This window comes from Halomonas sp. AOP27-A1-41 (assembly GCF_052378605.1).
GTDB lineage: Bacteria > Pseudomonadota > Gammaproteobacteria > Pseudomonadales > Halomonadaceae > Vreelandella > Vreelandella citrativorans.
Genome location: NZ_JBQSXT010000010.1, coordinates 86,373 through 104,508, shown reverse-complemented (window position 1 = coordinate 104,508; position 18,136 = coordinate 86,373). Strand labels below are relative to the sequence as shown.

16 protein-coding genes are annotated in these 18,136 nt (G+C 56.8%); 8 read left to right on the top strand and 8 right to left on the bottom strand.

Annotated elements, in window-relative coordinates; genetic code table 11:
- Window positions 1–15: 15 nt before the first annotated feature.
- The 4 genes from ACT3TC_RS08810 to ACT3TC_RS08795 form a co-directional block, all read right to left on the bottom strand.
- Window positions 16–771 carry an amino acid ABC transporter ATP-binding protein gene (locus ACT3TC_RS08810; protein ID WP_427389997.1) on the bottom strand — a complete coding sequence of 252 codons (756 nt, stop codon included), beginning with the start codon at window positions 769–771 and terminating at the stop codon, window positions 16–18.
- Window positions 768–1,436 (bottom strand): amino acid ABC transporter permease, encoded by a 669-nt coding sequence (locus tag ACT3TC_RS08805; RefSeq protein ID WP_172118967.1) that lies wholly within the window; start codon window positions 1,434–1,436, stop codon window positions 768–770. The genes ACT3TC_RS08810 and ACT3TC_RS08805 overlap by 4 nt, the downstream gene beginning before the upstream one ends.
- Window positions 1,437–1,516: 80 nt before the next feature.
- Window positions 1,517–2,293, bottom strand: a complete 777-nt coding sequence (locus ACT3TC_RS08800) for an amino acid ABC transporter substrate-binding protein (RefSeq protein WP_444639775.1) — start codon at window positions 2,291–2,293, stop codon at window positions 1,517–1,519.
- 603 nt (window positions 2,294–2,896) lie between these two features.
- Window positions 2,897–3,955 (bottom strand): SDR family oxidoreductase, encoded by a 1,059-nt coding sequence (locus ACT3TC_RS08795; protein WP_444639773.1) that lies wholly within the window; start codon window positions 3,953–3,955, stop codon window positions 2,897–2,899.
- Between the two features lie 173 nt (window positions 3,956–4,128).
- Between ACT3TC_RS08795 and ACT3TC_RS08790 the strand changes: the two genes are divergently transcribed.
- Together ACT3TC_RS08790 and ACT3TC_RS08785 are read left to right on the top strand one after the other, a co-directional pair.
- The gene (locus tag ACT3TC_RS08790) at window positions 4,129–5,079 is read left to right on the top strand and encodes a LysR substrate-binding domain-containing protein (protein WP_444639772.1); all 951 of its coding nucleotides are present in this window, start codon (window positions 4,129–4,131) and stop codon (window positions 5,077–5,079) included.
- 148 nt (window positions 5,080–5,227) lie between these two features.
- Entirely contained in the window at window positions 5,228–6,343 is a 1,116-nt protein-coding gene (locus ACT3TC_RS08785; RefSeq protein ID WP_444639771.1) for a metallophosphoesterase, read from the top strand.
- Here the strand turns inward: ACT3TC_RS08785 and ACT3TC_RS08780 are convergent.
- From ACT3TC_RS08780 to ACT3TC_RS08765, 4 genes are all read right to left on the bottom strand, one after another.
- Complete coding sequence (locus ACT3TC_RS08780; RefSeq protein ID WP_444639769.1) at window positions 6,334–8,328, bottom strand: RecQ family ATP-dependent DNA helicase; 1,995 nt, start codon at window positions 8,326–8,328, stop codon at window positions 6,334–6,336. The two genes, ACT3TC_RS08785 and ACT3TC_RS08780, sit on opposite strands and share 10 nt — an antisense overlap.
- 81 nt (window positions 8,329–8,409) lie before the next feature.
- Window positions 8,410–8,628 carry a DUF1653 domain-containing protein gene (locus tag ACT3TC_RS08775; RefSeq protein WP_444639767.1) on the bottom strand — a complete coding sequence of 73 codons (219 nt, stop codon included), beginning with the start codon at window positions 8,626–8,628 and terminating at the stop codon, window positions 8,410–8,412.
- A complete protein-coding gene (gene tcdA / locus ACT3TC_RS08770) occupies window positions 8,625–9,548 on the bottom strand; it encodes a tRNA cyclic N6-threonylcarbamoyladenosine(37) synthase TcdA (RefSeq protein WP_444621820.1) in 924 nt (307 codons plus the stop codon). The genes ACT3TC_RS08775 and tcdA overlap by 4 nt, the downstream gene beginning before the upstream one ends.
- A gap of 12 nt (window positions 9,549–9,560) precedes the next feature.
- Complete coding sequence (locus ACT3TC_RS08765; RefSeq protein WP_444621819.1) at window positions 9,561–10,334, bottom strand: pseudouridine synthase; 774 nt, start codon at window positions 10,332–10,334, stop codon at window positions 9,561–9,563.
- A 171-nt stretch (window positions 10,335–10,505) separates the two neighbouring features.
- On the opposite strand from ACT3TC_RS08765, the gene sodC reads away from it, so the two are divergent.
- From sodC to ACT3TC_RS08735, 6 genes are all read left to right on the top strand, one after another.
- The gene (sodC, locus tag ACT3TC_RS08760; RefSeq protein ID WP_444621818.1) at window positions 10,506–11,054 is read left to right on the top strand and encodes a superoxide dismutase [Cu-Zn] SodC; all 549 of its coding nucleotides are present in this window, start codon (window positions 10,506–10,508) and stop codon (window positions 11,052–11,054) included.
- Between the two features lie 201 nt (window positions 11,055–11,255).
- Window positions 11,256–12,719: a carbon starvation CstA family protein gene (locus ACT3TC_RS08755; protein ID WP_444621817.1), complete on the top strand. Its 1,464-nt coding sequence runs from the start codon at window positions 11,256–11,258 to the stop codon at window positions 12,717–12,719.
- A gap of 255 nt (window positions 12,720–12,974) precedes the next feature.
- Entirely contained in the window at window positions 12,975–13,814 is an 840-nt protein-coding gene (locus ACT3TC_RS08750; RefSeq protein WP_226913700.1) for an ATP-binding cassette domain-containing protein, read from the top strand.
- Window positions 13,814–14,689 (top strand): ABC transporter ATP-binding protein, encoded by an 876-nt coding sequence (locus tag ACT3TC_RS08745; protein ID WP_444621816.1) that lies wholly within the window; start codon window positions 13,814–13,816, stop codon window positions 14,687–14,689. The genes ACT3TC_RS08750 and ACT3TC_RS08745 overlap by 1 nt, the downstream gene beginning before the upstream one ends.
- A 127-nt stretch (window positions 14,690–14,816) precedes the next feature.
- On the top strand, window positions 14,817–16,337 hold the full coding sequence (locus ACT3TC_RS08740) for an ABC transporter substrate-binding protein (protein ID WP_444621815.1): 1,521 nt from the start codon (window positions 14,817–14,819) through the stop codon (window positions 16,335–16,337).
- Window positions 16,338–16,350: 13 nt separating this feature from the next.
- Window positions 16,351–18,114 carry an ABC transporter permease subunit gene (locus tag ACT3TC_RS08735; RefSeq protein ID WP_193056462.1) on the top strand — a complete coding sequence of 588 codons (1,764 nt, stop codon included), beginning with the start codon at window positions 16,351–16,353 and terminating at the stop codon, window positions 18,112–18,114.
- The last annotated feature ends 22 nt before the right edge of the window (window positions 18,115–18,136 follow it).

Here is an 18,136-nt window from a genome sequence, read left to right as displayed (position 1 = left end):
TAATAGCAGCACGCTTTAAGGCAGCGGCTGGCCTGTTGGGGCAAGGATTTTGCGCAGAAAATGCTGCGTGCGCGGGTCCTTGGGGGCGGTGAACAGCTCCTCGGGCGGTGCTTGTTCAATAATTTGCCCTTCATCCATAAATATCACGCGATCCGCTACGTCACGCGCAAACTGCATCTCGTGGGTAACGATAATCATGGTTTGCTGCTCGGCGGCAAGTTGCTTCATCAGGCTCAGCACTTCCTCCACCCATTGCGGGTCCAGCGATGACGTGGGCTCATCAAACAGAATGACATCGGCGTTCGCGGCCATGGCGCGGCCAATGCCGATACGCTGCTGCTGCCCGCCAGAAAGCGCTGCCGGGTAAGCATCGGCTTTATCTGAAAGCCCGATCCGCTCAAGAATTTCTCGGGCGCGGGCATGGGCCTTTTCCCTGGGAATTTTATCAACGACGATCATGCCCTCGCTGATGTTCTCAAGCGCCGTTTTGTTGGCAAACAAACCATAGTTTTGAAAGACAAATGCGGTACGCCGACGCAGCTTTAAAATATCGGCACGGCTCGCCTGCTGCGCATCCACGCGCACATCGCCGACGGTAATACGCCCAGACTCAGGTCGCTCTAAAAAGTTAATGCAGCGTAATAGCGTTGACTTACCCGTGCCTGAAGGGCCAATGATGACAATAATCTCGCCCCGCTCAAGCGACAAATCAATGTCGGTGAATACATCTTGTTTACCAAAGCGCTTGGTAACGGCCTCAAGCGAGATCATCGTTGGTACGCCTTATTCAGGTAAATTTCCAGGCGACGCTGCCCCCAGGAGAGAATTTCCACTATGACCCAGTAAATCATCGCCGCGAGTAAAAAAGCCTCCAGATAGAGAAAGCTACTGGCGGCCTCTTTTTGTGTGGCCCCCATCAGCTCCGTAACACCTAGCGTAAAGGCCAGCGACGTCGCCTTGATGATATCAATGAAGTAGTTCATCAACGTGGGCGTCGCCACACGGGTCGCCTGAGGGAGAATAATACGCCGCATTAGCTGCGACTGCGTCATGCCGATAGAGAGCGCTGCTTCTGTCTGGCTGCGGTCAATCCCCACAATGGCCGCCCGAATAGACTCAGCCATATAAGCGGAAAAGTGCAGCGTCAGGCCCATTACAGCAGCGGTTATGCCGTTAATCGACACCAACGCCTCCACCAGTTGGGGCAGTCCGTAATAGAACAGAAAAAGCTGAACCAACAGCGGTGTGCCGCGGAAAAACGAGATAAACAGCAGCGAAAAGCCGTTCAACACCGGCACACGGGTCACGCGAATCACGGCCAGAAGACAGGCAAGCACCAGCGCCAGCAGCATGGCGAGGGTCGCCATTTCAAGCGTGAGCGGCACATAGCTTAAAAGGACCGGTAACAGCCCCCACATATAATCCAGGTTTAGCATGTCAGCATCGCTTATAAGCAAAACGGCCGTGGATTACCCACGGCCGCGTTCAATACAGGCTTCCGTTTACAGCGTAGCGGTTATTCCGGCTGCTGCGTGATATCGGTATCAAACCATTTTTCGGAAATTTCACGCAGCGTGCCGTTATCGCGAAGCTCAGTTAACGCTTCATCCACACGGTCGCGCTGGGCATTGCCTGCCTCGTTGTCACGAAACGGCAGCGCATTCTCGATAACGGTGAAGGGTTGGCCCGCCAGTTCCAACGGCAAACCGCGCTCCTTAATCACCTGAGTCGCACTAACGCGGTCCATGATAAAGGCATTGGTGCGCCCCAATGCTACGTCCTGCTCTACGTTGGATTCGTAGGTGCGGATATCAATGTCGTCGGCGTTCGGCAGCTCGCGTAACAACTGCTCGTAGTTGGAACCCAGGTTAACCGCAACCGATTTACCGGAAAGATCCTCAACGCCGTTAATAGCATCATTACCCTTCCGGACAACGACCTGCGCACCGTCATACACATAGGGCGCCGTAAACACATATTTAGCTTCACGCTCCGGCGTTATCGTTATCTGGTTGGCAATAGTGTCGATGCGCCCAGAATCCAACATGCCTGCTAGTCCCGAAAAACTCGCCGTTACAAACTCGACATCATCACCGGTGACCTCCCCCACCGCGTTCATGACATCGACCTCAAAGCCCTTGAGTTCGTCGCGCTCCACAAAGGTAAACGGGAAATAGCCGCCCGACATGCCCACTCGCAGCGTATCTGCCTGGGCCTGAACCGCAGCAAAACCACCTGCCACACTGAAGGTAAGCGCGGCGACTAACGTGTTTAAACGACGTGATCGAGTCATCAGAAGCATCCTCATCGGCAAAGATCATTTGCCTGTTGCAGAGTGTAGGCGTGGCAGGCGTAAAGACAGCGTAGCCGTTACATGCACATCATAAACACAAAAAAGAATATTAAAAATAGTTTTTATTCATTAAGGTTATTAGAGTCCAGCAAGCGAAACCACTCTGCGCTACGTGTTTGATAGCAGGCACTAATAGAAAGGTAGCTACAAATTACCACCACGCTTAATAGTGCAGTCATAACGGGCATTAACCGCCAGTAATATCCCTGAAGGTTTTACGCGAAGCTGGCTGGCGCCACTCACGATATGATCAGCGTCGAAAAACGCCTCTTCGGCGGGCATGCTGCCCGGCGGATAAGCGCACGGGATCAGGCCGGTCAAAGCAACTCGGGCCCACGCACGTGGCTAACTTCATCCCCATGATCTAGCTGATTAGCAGCCCGGTGGGCCGCCTGTTAGATCAGGCCAAATCCACATGAAGACGAAGAAACTTTATCATCACCGCACTTGATCTAGTACACCCAAGAATGTGCTTAGGGGTAGCAATGCAAAACGGGGTGCCATTAGGCACCCCGGTGGCGATTTTTCTGAAAGCGGTATGACTCAAGGAATAATACGTTCTGCGCGCAGGCGGGTGAACAGATCAAAAAACGCGCCACGGGTTTCGCGGAAGTGGTCAAAGCCGAAATCGCGTGACTTGGTCACATCGTTAACGCACTCAAGCTCACGACCAAGGTCGGCATCAGAGTGCCACCAGGAAGCTAGCTTGGTCACATCGGCTTCAACAAGGTCATGCTTTTCAGCAATGTCGGCCCAGATTGGCGCGCTATCGGCCATTTGTGTTTCCAGCGGCAGCGGCGTTTCCGAGCAATCGGTCACCTCCAGTTCGAAGAACTCGCCTATTTCACGCCACATCCGGCGCCAGCGGAAAACGTCACCGTTAACGGTGTTGAACGCTTCGTTGTGCGCCCCCGGGGTAGTGGCCGCCCACTCCAGTTGACGCGCTAGCACCAGCGCATCGGTCAGGTCGGTCAGTGAATTCCACTGAGTCTGCGAGCCTGGAAAGGTAAACGGCTTGCCGGTTGCTTTGCAGATAGACGCGTAAACCGCCAGCGTCACGCCCATGTTCATGGCGTTACCCAAGGCATAGCCGATCACGGTATGTGGGCGGTGCACGTTCCAGTTGAAGCCGTCACGTTCGGCGGTGGCGAACAGGGTGTCTTCAAGGGCGTAGTAGAAGTTCTCACCCGGTACGCGCGGCGCGGATTCGCGAAATGGCGTTTCGGTCTTGCCGCTGCCGTAGCTCTCAAAAGACCCCAGGTACTGCTTGGTGCCAGTTACCAGCGAGACATGCTTAATTTTCGCGCCCTGCAAGGCATCCAGCAGGTTCTGCATCATCGCGCTGTTGGCCTCGACATTGGCCTTTTCGCTATCGCGCTTGATCCAGGTGCAGTAGAACACGTGCGTGATGGGTAAATCGGCCAGAGCTTTCTCGGTCGCTTCGCGATCCAACAGATCAACGGCAACAGGGATAACACCGGTCTGGGTAGTGGCGCGGCGTGATAAACCATAAACAGTCCAGCCGCTGGCATTAAGATAGCTTGCCAGGTTACCGCCAGTGATTCCTGTCGCGCCTACGACAAGCGCGTTGCCTTTACGCATTATTGACTCCTTATCCAAATGAGATAACTCGCATCAATCCAGCAAGTGTTGACAAAGTGAGTTCTAAAATCGACGAACGCTGGGCTCGTATCGGTTGAGGCTTATTCTGGACAGCAGCCAAAGTTGCTACAATTGGAAAAACCGCAAATCTTTATTGCTGTAGGCGCAACTCAATGGATCTCAATGCATTACGCGTTTTCGAGCGCGTTGCCGCGACCGGCAGCTTTACCGCCACGGCTCGTCATTTTCATCGCGCGGTGTCGTCTATCTCGCGCCAAATTGCGTCCCTGGAAGAAGCGTTGGGTCAGCAACTGCTCTATCGGCACACGCGGGCAGTGACGCTGACCGAAGCCGGTGAGCGCTACTATCAAGACGTGCGAGGCATCCTTGAACAGCTCGACCTGGCGACCGAAGCGCTGACAGCGCCAAATGCTGAGCCTTCCGGTGTGCTGCGCTTAAACGCGCCGGTCGCCTTTGGTCAGCGTCAAATCATGCCTATTCTGCATCGCTTTCAGCGGCGCTACCCGGCGGTCAACGTCGAGTTAATGCTGACCGATCAACTCACTGACCCAGTACGCGAGGGCATTGATATCACCTTTCGCGTAGGTGAGCTTGCTGACACTACGCTGGTGGCACGCCGCTTGGCCCCGATGAATTACGTGGTGGCCGCCGCGCCGAGCTATTTGCACAATGCAGGCACGCCGAATACGCCTGATGACCTGGCTCAGCACAGCTGCCTACTTTACCAGGGTGAAATGGGTCGCCAGCGCTGGTACTTCCACCACCCCGAACAGCGCCAACCGCTGACCTGCAAGGTGGATGGCCCGCTTTGTAGCAATGATGCCGAAAGCCTGGTACAAGCAGCGCTCATGGGGCACGGGCTTGTCATGTTTCCGACTTGGCTAATCGCCGATGAATTGGCCTCGGGAAAACTGCTACCCGTGCTTGAAGCGTGGCGCTGCGAGGTGGCCCCCGGCAGGCGCGATATTCATGTACTGTACGCACAGCGTCGCCTGCATACGCGAAAGGTAAGCGCCTTTTTGGATCATCTGTTTGACATGGTGGGTCCAGCTCCCGCGTGGGATAACTGGCGCGAAAGACGCCTGCCCGATGAACGTACTTAGTGGCAACACTTAGCGAACGTACGTATCGAAAGCGCTTAGCGAATGCACGTAGCGTTGAACCACGCGATTTTCACACCTTCTTGATGAATAGCTAATTTAGTCGTTTATCTATATAACTACGCCCACTCTCTTATACGAGTTCCTTTTGATGTTTCACTTCATCGTTGCCATACCCTGCCTGATGGTTATTGTCCGTTTTCTGGCACCGCTGCGTTGGCCGTTATGGGTCAAGATTGCCCTTAGCGCGTTACTGCTGCTCGTGTCACAGCATCACCTGCTGACGTTTTTGGCCTTTGGCAGCATGTTTTCCCCCGAGGTACCCAGAAGTATGGTGCTGATGATCAACTGGCTGTTCGGCACCGTTCTTTTCCTGGCGCTGTTACAACTCATCGTTGATGCGGTAACACTTCTTTTAATGGCAGCAAAAAGGCGGCGACTTAAAATCCCAGCCTCGTTACGTTATGCGATCGGGATCATCGCGCTGGCAATCGCAGCCTTTGGGGTCAACCAGGCAGTACGCGTACCGCCCATGAAGGAGGTTGAAGTAACCATTACAGGGCTGCCCACGCAGTTTGACGGGTATCAAATTATTCATTTAACCGACCTGCATATCAGCCGGTTATTTGAGGCGCCATGGGTTAAAGCAGTGGTCACCAAAACCAACGCCTTGGCACCTGATTTAATCGTGATTACCGGCGACCTGATCGACGGCGACCTTGAAACCCGACGGATGGATGTAGCACCGCTTCAAGCGCTTTCGGCGCCGGATGGCGTTTATGCAAGCCCCGGCAACCATGAATATTACTTTGGGTACGAGCAGTGGATGGCACATTACCAATCACTTGGTATGCAGACGCTGGCCAATCAACATGCTGTGATCACACGAGACGACGCCCACCTGGTACTTGCTGGCATCACCGATTTAAGGGCGCCGCGCACCGGCTGGCCTGCACCGGATGTAGACGAAGCAATCGCAGGCGCCCCCGCTAGCGCGCCGATTATCCTGCTCGACCACCAGCCTTTTGATGCCGCCAGGGCAGCTGCCGCTGGGGTTGATGTGCAGCTTTCCGGCCACACCCACGGCGGCATGATTTGGGGGTTTGATCGTATTGTGGCCTTGGCCAATAACGGCTTTGTCTCGGGCTTTTACGATGTTGACGGAATGACGCTTTACGTCAATAACGGTACCGGCCTCTGGCCTGGCTTTGCACTGCGCTTAGGCAAGCCTTCAGAACTCACCCGCATTACGCTGCGTCAGGGGTAAGCGCCAAGGGTAAGGGCCCACTGCCGTATTTCAGGGTAGGCGCGCTGTTCGAATACGCCAAAGCCATCAAGGCTTCGCGCCTTGAGCGGTGTAAACACCGGCATACTCAGGCCGCACAAAAAATGGGCTAGCCGCTGGCTGTTGGGAGGCTGGCCCGTTTGCGCCGTATGGCGCTCAATAAAGGGCGCGGTGTAACGGCTGAAATCGGCGTCTGCCAGTGCCGGTAAAGACGGCGCGGCGGGCAGTTGAACGCGATGCCCATAGCAGACCGAGCAGTGCCCGCACCGGCTGTCGTCGTTTGCGCTTAACGTGGTATCGCCAAAGTGCTCGGTTAAACGCCGAGTCAGGCATGTATCGGACTCAAAGAGCGCCAGCATCGCTTGTAGCCGCTCAATCTCGCTTTGCTCGCGCACTAAACACTCGTCATATAGCTGGCTCGCCAGCCTCTCAAGGCTGAATGCCGGCTGGCGAACGTCATACACATCGGTCATTCGTTTGCCTTCCAGCGTCAGCCAGCCTTTGTCCTGAAAGTACTCAAGAGCGGTGATCACGCGGGCGCGGGAGGCATCAATCTGCTGCGCCTGCCCAGCCGCATGTAGCCGTTCAAAATCCACGCTCCCCCAAGTGCGAGCGATGGGGATGTTGTCGACCAGCAGGCGGACAAAGATCGCCCGTTCGCCTTGAAAGCGCGCGACCAGCGCCTCGGGCTCAGTGTGATAACGCAGCCGGTATTCCGCCAGAAAGGCAAAGCGCGGTGCAATAATGCCGTGCATTTCCAGCCGTACGAGCAGGGTTTTCAGCGGCAGCAGGCGAATATTGGTATCGCGTGACAACACATTGAGCAGCACTTCCCATTGGCGCTCGGGCGTCGCACCGGCGGCGGCGATCTCCTCAAGCAAGCGCACAATGCCCACGTATTCCGGCGTATCGCCATACACAAAGTTTTCCAGCACGCGCAGGCCATCGCGCCCTGCCATGGTCAGGCAAGTGGAAGGTAAGCCATCGCGCCCTGCCCGGCCGATCTCCTGGCTATAGTTCTCGATGGATTTGGGCAGGTCAAAGTGCACGACGTTGCGAATATTGCCTTTGTCGATGCCCATGCCAAACGCAATGGTAGCCACGATGCACGGCGACTCCCCGCTCATAAACTGGCGCTGAATCTCATCCCGGCGCGATGAATCCAGCCCCGCGTGATACGCCTGAGCGTTGATTCCCTGGGCAACCAAGGCGCTGGCTACCTGTTCAGCAGTTTGCTGCAAGGTGACATAAATGATGCTGGGCGCTTCATTGCCCGGCTGCATTTGGGGTTTTAGCCAATCAACCAGATGCTGCTGGCGGCTACCCGCCACTGGGTGCACCAGTAATTCAAGATTGGGCCGGTAGAAGCCGGAGGTAATCACATTGTTTGGATCAATGGCGAATTTCTCGCCCATGTCGGCGATCACCGCAGGCGTGGCCGTGGCGGTCAGCAGCAACACTTGAGGGATTGCGAACTCGCGCTGGTACTCGGGTAACTTGAGATAGTCCGGGCGAAAGTTATGCCCCCATTCAGACAGGCAGTGGGCTTCATCGACCACTAACAGCGAAATATTTACCTGGCGCAGAAAATTCCGGAAACGCTCGTTCTTGAGCCGCTCCACCGACACCATGAGAATCTTCAACTCGCCGCTTCTGGCGCGCTCCATCACATCACGCACGGTGTCGCGGCTCTGGGTAGAATCAATAGTGGCCGCCGCCACGCCATGCCGGGTTAAAAAGGCCAGCTGGTCCTGCATCAGCGCTAAAAGCGGCGACACCACCAGCGTTAAATGGGGTAGATGCAGCGCGGGCAGCTGGTAACACAGTGACTTCCCCGCACCGGTGGCGAAGATAGCCGCCGTGGAGTGGCCCTTTAACACCCGGGAGACCACGGCCTGCTGGCCGCCGCGAAAGTCATCAAAACCGAATACGTCTTTCAGCGTTTGTTGCGGCGTCGGTGAGGACATATAGCTTCCTGATGGTGACGTACTGGAATAAGCGGCGGCTTTTCAGCCTGAATTAGCCATCTGCTCTGCTCAAAGAGTGCTCTAAAACGCCTTTTCAAGCGCAAAGCGTGGTTGGGTCTGGCCCTCTTTAGTAACGGTCTCGGCAAACATTTCAAGCGGGCGCACCCACAGCCCGTACTCACCATAAAGGGCGCGGTAGATCACCAGTGGCTCTTCGGTTTCGCTGTGGTGGGCAGTGCCAACCACTTCATAAAGTGCGCCTTTATAGTGGCGGTAAATACCGGGAACGGGGGCGGTCATTGGATTTCCTTCTGAGTGGCTGGCTGGTTGGCTTTTTTAGCCAGGCGTTCGAGCACTTTGGAGGCTGCGACAAAGCCGAACGTGCCGGTGACGAACGTGGCCGCGCCGAAGCCCGAGGCGCAGTCCAATCGAGTGGCATCGCCACTGCCGGGCTTTTGTAGGCACACTTCACCGTCGCTACCGGGATACACCAGCTGCTCGTCGGAGTAAACACACTCGACCGAGAAGCGCCGCTTGGGGTTGCGCGAGAAGTTGTAATCCCGACGCAGGCGCGAGCGCACTTTGGATAACAGCGGGTCGTGCTCGGTACGGGTTAAGTCGGCCACTTGAATACGTGTGGGGTCGGTTTGCCCACCGGCGGCACCGGTCACGGTAATCGGGATTTTACGCCGCTTGCACCAGGCAATCAGCGCGGCCTTGGCGATAACGCTGTCGATGGCATCCACTACATGGTCGGCGTCCTCGGGAATGCGCTCGGCCAGGTTCGTGGGGGTGACAAATGCCGTGTCAGCGACGATGTCGATGTCAGGCGCAATCAGGCGACAGCGTTCCGCCAGCACATCCACTTTAGGTTTACCGATAGTGCCATCCAACGCGTGCAACTGACGGTTGACGTTGGAGACACACACATCGTCCAGGTCGATCAAGGTAAGCTTACCAATACCTGAGCGCGCTAGCGCCTCCACTGTCCAGCTACCTACGCCACCTACGCCCACCACCACCACATGCGCATGGCGAAACGCGGTAGCCGCGCGCTGCCCGTAAAGGCGCCGAATACCGCCAAACCGTAACTCATAGTCGTTAGGAGCAGAGTCGTTAGAAACATAGTCGTTAGAAACATGGTCGTTAGAAGCCGTGCCAGCAGAGGCTGGCACAGCACTTGCCGGGGCAACCGGTGGATGTGAAGGCGTAGTAGACATGGCAAGCTCTTTTTAAAGCGTTTGAAGGGCAGAAGGCGCTGTCAGCGGCGGTGTCCGCACGCTGTCCAACGGCAGGTGGCCTGCCCAGCCTAAATGATGGAATAAGGCGGTCATGGTGTCATCCAGGGCACAGGTTAGCGCAACCCGTTTAGCCCGCACGGGATGATCAAAGGCTAAATGGGTAGCCGCCAGCAACAAGCGTGGCGCATTCAGTTGGTCGGCAAAAAAGCGATTGTGGACGCTTTTACCGTGCTTAGCATCACCAATGATGGGGTAACCGCGCCGGGATAAATGGCGGCGAATTTGATGGCGGCGCCCGGTAAGCGGGCGCGCCTCCATAAGCGAATAACGGGCTACTGGGTAGCGGTCGACCTGAACGGGAAGCTCAACACTGTCCAGGCGGCGTATATCGGTCATGGCGGGCATCGCAGGCATTTCTGCTTTAGGCCGCGAGCCATCCTCTTCACGTAGCGGATAGTCCAGACGCGCCTCATCAGGTGCTTTGCCACGCACCACCGCCAGGTAGCGCTTTTCGACCTGGCGTTCACTAAACGCTTCGCTTAAAAGCCCGGCGACAGTCGAGGAGAGGGCAAACACAATAACGCCCGACGTCGGCCGGTCCAGCCGGTGCACAGGATAAACGCGTTTGCCTATCTGATCACGCAGCTGCTGCAACAAAAACTGCGTTTCACCCCGTGCCAGCGCCGAGCGGTGTACTAAAAGCCCGGCGGGCTTATGCACGGCGACAAGGTGCTCATCCTGATAGAGGATTCTAAGCGGCAACATAGCACTTCCTGGGTAAAAACGAGGCGCTATTGTCGCGGCTGGGCAGGCTGATGTCATCCGTAACGTTAGGTTAAAGCTAGCCAACCAGCGTTGGCAACATGGGGACTCGGCAACTACCTTGTAAAGGCACCCCTTCGGGGGCTTCCACGGAACAGGAAAGGAGAACGAACCATGCGTTATTCAGCTCCGCTCACCGGTATCGCCGCAGCCCTGCTACTGGCCACTACCGCTAGTGCTCAAACCAATGAGAGCGAATCGCTTGAAGTGAATATGCACGAGGTAACGTCCGAAGGTGTAAACGATGCGCTCGGTACCGTGACGATTGAAAGCTCCGAACTCGGAGGTGTGTTACTGACGCCCTCCATCACCAGTCTAGAGCCAGGTATTTATGGTTTCCACCTGCACCAGAACCCCAGCTGCGAACCGGCCGAAAACGATGACGGCGAAATGACCGCTGCCCAGGCCGCCGGCGGCCACTACGACCCGGACAATACCGATACTCATCAGGGTCCTTATGGCGAAGGCCATTTGGGTGACCTGCCGGTACTGACCGTCAACGACGATGGGGAAGCGAACCTGCCCGTGCTGGCACCTCGGCTGAGCATGGACGACATAACAGACCGCGCCCTGATTATTCATGAGGGCGGCGACACGTATGAAGACGAGCCACACTTGGGTGGCGGTGGTGCGCGCATGCTCTGCGGTGTGACACCTTCATAACGCGCTTACGTTTTGCAAGAAGATGACCGGGCAGCCTAAGGCTGCCCGTTTTCATATTGATGTGTGTCATTACGCTCAGTGGGCCACTAAAGTCTTAAAGCGGTTTGCTTAACGACACTGTACATTCTGCCAACTAATCAGCGCCCTAGCTGATTTTTCATCTGTCGTCTTTCATTATCCCCTGACCACTGAGTGCCCAACATGATTACCTTTATCGTCTCGATACTGCTGTTAATCGTGGGTTATTTTACCTACGGTAAATTCGTTGAACGGGTCTTTGTCACTGATCGCAAGCGTCAAACGCCTGCCTATAGTATGCGTGACAACATCGACTACGTACCGATGAACACAACGCGTAACTCGCTTATCCAACTACTTAATATTGCCGGTGTCGGGCCCATTTTTGGCCCTATTCTTGGCGCACTTTACGGTCCGGTCGCCTTCGTCTGGATCGTAGTTGGGTGTATTTTTGCCGGTGCGGTGCATGATTATCTAACGGGCATGATCTCGATTCGCAACCACGGCGCTCACCTGCCTCAACTGGCGGGCAAGTTCCTGGGTAAAGTCATGAAGCACGTGGTTAATGGCTTTGCGATTTTACTACTGCTGCTGGTGGGTACCGTATTTGTCACCTCCCCCGCCGCGCTGCTGGACAATATGACGCCGATATCACTTACCCTGATTATTATGGCGATTTTTGTCTACTACCTGATTGCGACACTACTACCGATTGATAAGGTGATCGGCCGCATCTACCCCTACTTTGGTGCGCTGTTATTGTTCAGCGCAGCGGGTATCGGCATTGGCATGATCGTGACGGGCGCGCCGATTCCTGAGCTTTCGTTCCAAAATATGCATCCCGAAGGCGCACCTATCTTCCCGCTACTGTTCTTAACGATTTCTTGCGGCGCGCTTTCGGGTTTTCATGCCACGCAAACGCCCATTATTTCTCGCACCACTCAGAACGAAACTAACGGGCGCAAAATCTTTTACGGCATGATGATCACCGAAGGCATTATCGCCATGATCTGGGCAGCAGCAGCCATGAGCCTGTTCCACGGTGACCAAAGCCTTTCTAACGTGTTGGCAGCGGGCGGTCCTGCGGCCGTGGTAAGCGAAGTATCCACCACCATGCTTGGCGCCGTCGGCGGCACGCTGGCGGTACTGGGCGTTATCGTTCTTCCGATCACTTCTGGCGACACCGCGTTTCGTAGCGCACGCATGATCATTGCCGACTACCTGAAAATTGATCAGCGCCCGATCGTTAAGCGTCTGCTAATCGCCGTACCTCTGTTTGTTGTGTCGTACGCACTCACCCACATGGACTTCACGCTACTGTGGCGTTACTTCTCTTGGGCAAACCAGACCACCGCCGTGATCGCGCTATGGGTCGCCACGATGTATCTGGTGCTATCGCGCAAACCGTACCTGATTACGTCAATTCCGGCGGTCTTCATGACCATGGCTACCTTTACCTATATCGCCTATGCGCCGATTGGTTTTGGCCTGCCACTGCAGGTGAGCTATGTGGTGGCGGCACTGGGTACGCTGGTGTGCATCGCCCTGTTTATGAAGCGTGTACGTCGTTTAAGCCGCGCGACCTTTACGGTCGATGAGCCTGCCACGAACTTTAGCGAAGACGTTCTCGCGGCCTCCTCCAAATAAATCCATCCCCCGGGCAGCCTGCTGCCCGGTATGCATTAAGCGCTGCACCGTCAGCGCTTTTTTTGTGTCTATCCTTTTGTCATCTCTGCTACATTTTTCATCACTCCCGCACCTGCTCTTTCTATTACTCTCTTTCTATTACTCTCTTTCTATTACTCTCTTCCTCTGCCCCCGGATTTTATTACGGCATATTGTCGACCTCATAGAAAACGTTATATCATAACCATTAATAGCGATTTAATGGCCTGATTTGAGATGTTGGCAATGTGCAGCGACCCCGTTTTATCCGTGCGTAATCTGCGCATTCAAATTGACCAACAGCCGGTGGTTGATGGCCTCTCCTTTGACGTGATGGCCGATGAGCGCGTATGCCTATTGGGCGCATCGGGGTCGGGAAAATCATTTACCGCGAAAGCGGTGTTAGGGCTTTTACCGCCTAATGCTCAGGTACAGGGAAGCATTCGCCTTCTTGGCCAGGACGTTATTCACACCCCTGCTGCACAGCGGCGCAATGAAACCCGCGTATCCATGGTGTTTCAGGATTCGCTTTCGGCGCTCAACCCGCTGGTGACTATCGGCTCCCAGCTGCGCGAGCCCTTCACGCGCCACCACGGCTTATCGCGTAAAGCGGCCATGCAGGCCGTTATTGCGTTACTGGAAGCGATGGGGCTTCCTGACCCTCAGCGGTTGATTAAACGCACGCCTGCCGAGCTTTCCGGTGGTCAACGCCAGCGCGTGTGTATCGCGCTTGCCATGGCCTGTAAAACCTCGTTGCTCGTTGCTGATGAGCCTACGACCGCACTGGATGTCGTCACCCAGGCGCAGGTACTCCGCGCCCTGCGCGAACATACCGGCAAAACGGCCACGTCTCTGCTGTTTATCACTCACGACCTTCACGCCGCCGCTCAGCTGTGCCAACGCGCGGTGGTTATCGAGCGCGGCGTCATGATTGAAAGCGGTGAGCTGGATACGCTGATTACTGCCCCACAACACCGCTTTACTCAAGAGTTAGTGGCCGCGGCACACAGCGTACAGCCAGCCGAGTTCACGAGCGTGGCCGAACCTCTATCCGTTGATTACTTAAAGAGCGCCTGATGCAAAGCCCCCTACCGTTTAGTCGTCAGGAAGCACTCGTGGGTAGAGAAGCATTTATATCGGCACGCGGGCTTAATAAAAGCGTCACGCTGCCACGTGAGGTGTTTTGGCGAGCAGGTGAGCGTAAGCACATCATCAACAATGTTGACCTTACACTTTACCCCGGCGAACGTGTGGGGCTGGTGGGCTTGTCCGGCTCGGGTAAAACCACCCTACTACGCTCGCTTCTAGCCATTGAAGCGCCTGATAGTGGGTCAATTACCTGCCAACATAAAGTAGTGCGCCCCGCGTCCACGGCCCGCCTGCGCTGGTACCGCCAAGCGGTTCAGTATATTCCCCAGGATCCGGCTTCTTCGCTTGACCCGCGAATGAGCGTGCGCGCACTGGTTGCTGAGCCGCTGATTCGCCTTCAGGTGAAGTGCGACCCGATTGAGCGCGCCCAGGAAGCGCTTGAGCACGTGGGGTTGGGCACTTCATTCCTGGACCGCAAACCCCATGAGCTTTCTGGCGGCCAGGCGCAGCGGGTAGCCATTGCCCGAGCCATCGCTACCCGCCCGCGCTTTTTACTGGCCGACGAGCCGCTTAGCGGGCTTGACCTGCCGGTGCGCGCCCAGGTGATTAACGTGCTGAAGCGGCTTTGCGATGAGAACGGCACAGGCCTGCTGATGGTGTCCCACGATTTATCCGTGGTCGCCAACCTTTGCAAGCGCACCCTGGTAATGGACGACGGCAGGATTGTTGAAGACCGCCCTACCACAGAGCTTTGGCGCACACCTCGCCATCCCATCACGCTTGATTTGATCAAGGCCGTCTCTCAACTGCCTACCTGCGCTTACCCGCACTGTCGTCCGACGGACGTGGGGGCGCTTGTATAGCGGGCTTATAAACAACCTATCCGCGACGAATAATCCGTTTCGCCAACATGGCGTCCAAGCGTTTGCTTACGAACGTTTGGCGGCTGTTGTTAACGTCTACTTCTGTTCCTGACATGGAGACTCCCCAATGCTACGCCACAAGTTTCGCCTATCGTTACCCGCTGTCCTGGCCGCGCCTTTTCTACTCGCTGGCTGCTTTGATAATCAGCGTGATGAAACCTCTGCCTCACCAGACGCCGACGAGCGAATTAGCGTCGCGATGCTTCAGCCGCCGCGTTCAGGGTTGAGTCCGTTATCCGACGACGCGTTTAAACTATCGCGCTGGAGTAACGCTGAAACTCTGGTTCGTCTGGATACCAACAGTGACCCGCAGCCGTTCCTGGCGACCGAGTGGGAGCAAGTGGACGATCAAACGTGGCGCTTTGTGATTCGTGACGGTGTGGTTTTCCACGACGGCACCGAGCTGACCGCCAACGACGTCGTGAACTCCCTGACAGCCGCCACTCAAGCAGCCCCCAAGCCGCGTATTCTGGACGGCGTCAACATGACCATTGAAGCCGATGGCGACAATGCCGTGCTGGTGCGTACCGAGAAAGCCGACCCACTAATTGCCAACCGGCTTTCCAGCCCGCAGCTGGCGATTCTAGCCGCTAGCGCCTATGGCGACGATGGCCGAGTAAATCCCATCGAAGCAGGCACCGGCCCTTTTGTTTTGAAAGAGATCAATGGCACCACCAGCGCCACGCTTGACCGGTTTGATGATTACTGGGGCGAGCCCGCCGCCATTGCTGGTATCGATGCGGATTATGTCTCCGACGGTACGGCGCGCGCCGCTGCCCTGAGAACCGGCACCGCCGATGCGGTAGAAGCCATTCCGGTATCGCAAGTGGCGCTGCTGGACCAGGCGCTGGTGCACGAAGTGCCCATGCCGCGCACCAACACGCTGTATTTGAACACCCAATCAGGCCCCATGGCGGACCCCGGCCTGCGAGCGGCCGCGCGTGAAGCGATTGATCGCTCGGCCATTGTGAAGACCGTTTACGAAGGTCGTGCCGATATTGCCGAAGGTCTACTGGGTCCGGCACTGGCCTGGGCAAGCGACTACCGCACCTCAATAGACGACCGTACCGCGCCTGCCGCACCAGAGGGCATCGAAATCACTCTGGCGACCTTTACTGATCGCGCTGAGCTGCCGGAAGTCGCCGTCCTGCTTGAGCAGCAGTTGACCCAGGCTGGCTTCAAGGTGACGCAGGAAGTACGCGAGTACGCGCATATTGAATCCGACGCGTTAGCCGGTGAGTTTGATGCCTTTATCCTGTCGCGTGCCACTGTGCTGGATTCTGGCGACCCGGTGGCCTACATGTACAGCGACTTCGCCTGCGAAGGCTCTTTCAATATCGCCCAGCTTTGCGACCCGGCCGTTGATGAGGCGCTTGCCAACGCTTCACAGCAGCCCACCGGTGAAGCACGCCGCCAAGCGATTATCGACGCTGAAGCCGCTATTCTGCGCACCGATGCGGCGATCCCGATGCTCCACGAGCGGGTCATTCAGGGGGAATCAGCACGGGTTAGCAACGCCGAACGCGACCCGCGTGAACGCATGCTGATCACCGAAAAAACCGCTATCGATACTGATAGCGAGTCCTGAAGGCGCGCCACGCATGATTAACGCAACATCACAGCCCCTGTGGCGCCGCTTACGCATCGAGCCGTTTATTCCCCTGTTGTCACGCCTAGTGACACTGGCAGGCGTTGTGGTTCTGGTGGGGCTACTGCCTTGGCTTTCAGGCCGCGACCCGGCGCTCAGCATCTTGCGGGCGCGTTCTGCCGAACAGGAGGCAACACCAGAAGCACTGGCGGCCATTCGTGCTCAGTTGGGCCTGGAATCCGGGCCGCTGGAGATGCTGAAGCACTGGCTGCTGGGGCTTTTGCAGGGTGATGCAGGTAACTCATGGATTTCAGGCGCGCCGGTGCTGCCCGGCCTGCTAAAAAGCGCACAGGTATCCTTGCTGCTAATGAGCTTTGCTATGCTGGTGGCGGTGGTTACCGCAACGCTTATTTGCCTGCCAGTGGTGCGGCAAGGTTTGCGTGGCCAGATTAGCCGCTCGCCTGGCACCGTGGGCGCGGCATTAACGGCCCTGCCGGAGTTTCTACTCGCCTCGTTGCTTCTGGTAGTGTTTGCCGCCTGGCTTAACTGGCTGCCGCCCTATGGCTGGCGCGGCTTGAGCTACGCGGTGCTTCCCGCATTGGCGCTGGGGCTTCCCGCAGGCGGCTTGCTGGGCCGCTTGTTCAGCGATGGCCTCTCGGCCACCTTTACCGAGCGTTGGGTGGCCACCTGGAGTGTGGCGGGCTTCTCTCATCGCCGTATTACGCTCTCCGTTCTGCGCCGTACGCTGCCAAGCCTTATGCCCCAGGTGGGTATGGTCATGGTCGGCCTAACCGGCGGTGCGATAGCCGTTGAGCAGGTGTTTTCGATTCCGGGCCTTGGCCGGGCAACGCTGGGAGCGGCATCAGCCCAGGACATGCCTGCACTGCAAACCGGCATTCTTATTCTGCTGGTGATTGCGATTGTGCTGGGCAGCCTTGCCAATATTGGCCGCGCGCTGCTGCTCGGCCGGGCATTTAGGCTGGGCGCACTGCCCGTGACCCACACCGAGCAAAGCGTATCGCGGCGAGCGTGGATCGTCCCGAGCGTCGCGGTTCTTCTGCTATGTGTGCTAGTGATTGCAGGCATTACCCGCGACCCGTTTAGTTCGGCCTTTATGCGCCTGGAAACACCCAGCCTTGGCTTGCCGCTAGGGGCGGACGGCACTGGGCGCGATATTCTGGCCCGCGTGGCCCATGGTGCGCTCTCCACGATTGGCATGGCGGTTGCGGTAGTATTTTTCACGCTGATATTGGGGCTCTTGATTGGCCTGGCACCCAAGCTTGCCACCGGCCCCATAGAGATTACCAAGGCAACGCCGCCCACCATTGCGGGTCTTATCGTCGCCGGTTTGATGGGCCCCAGCACCAGCGGCGCCGTTATTGCGGTTACCGCGGTGGCCTGGGCCCCCCTGGCGGCGCATACAGCAGCGCTGGTCGCCGAGGCAAAAGCCCAGCCCCACGTGCGCATAACGCCCCTTCTAGGAGTGGGGCAGCTGCGCTTGATGGGCCGCTATATTCTTCCTGCGGTGATTGGCCCGGTATTTCGCCACGCCATGCTGCGCTTACCTGGGGTTGCGCTGGCGCTTGCGGCACTGGGCTTTTTGGGTCTGGGGCCACGGCCACCTTCGCCAGAGTGGGGGTTAGTGCTGGCAGAAGGTATGCCGTACATTGAGCGTGCGCCCTGGGCGGTGCTGATTCCTGCGCTGGCGCTGGTGCTGCTCTCGGTACTGGCGGTATCGCTTTCAAGTTTTGTGGGGTCAAGCAAGCCCGCCCGTTAGGCAATAGCACTCATGACAGGCA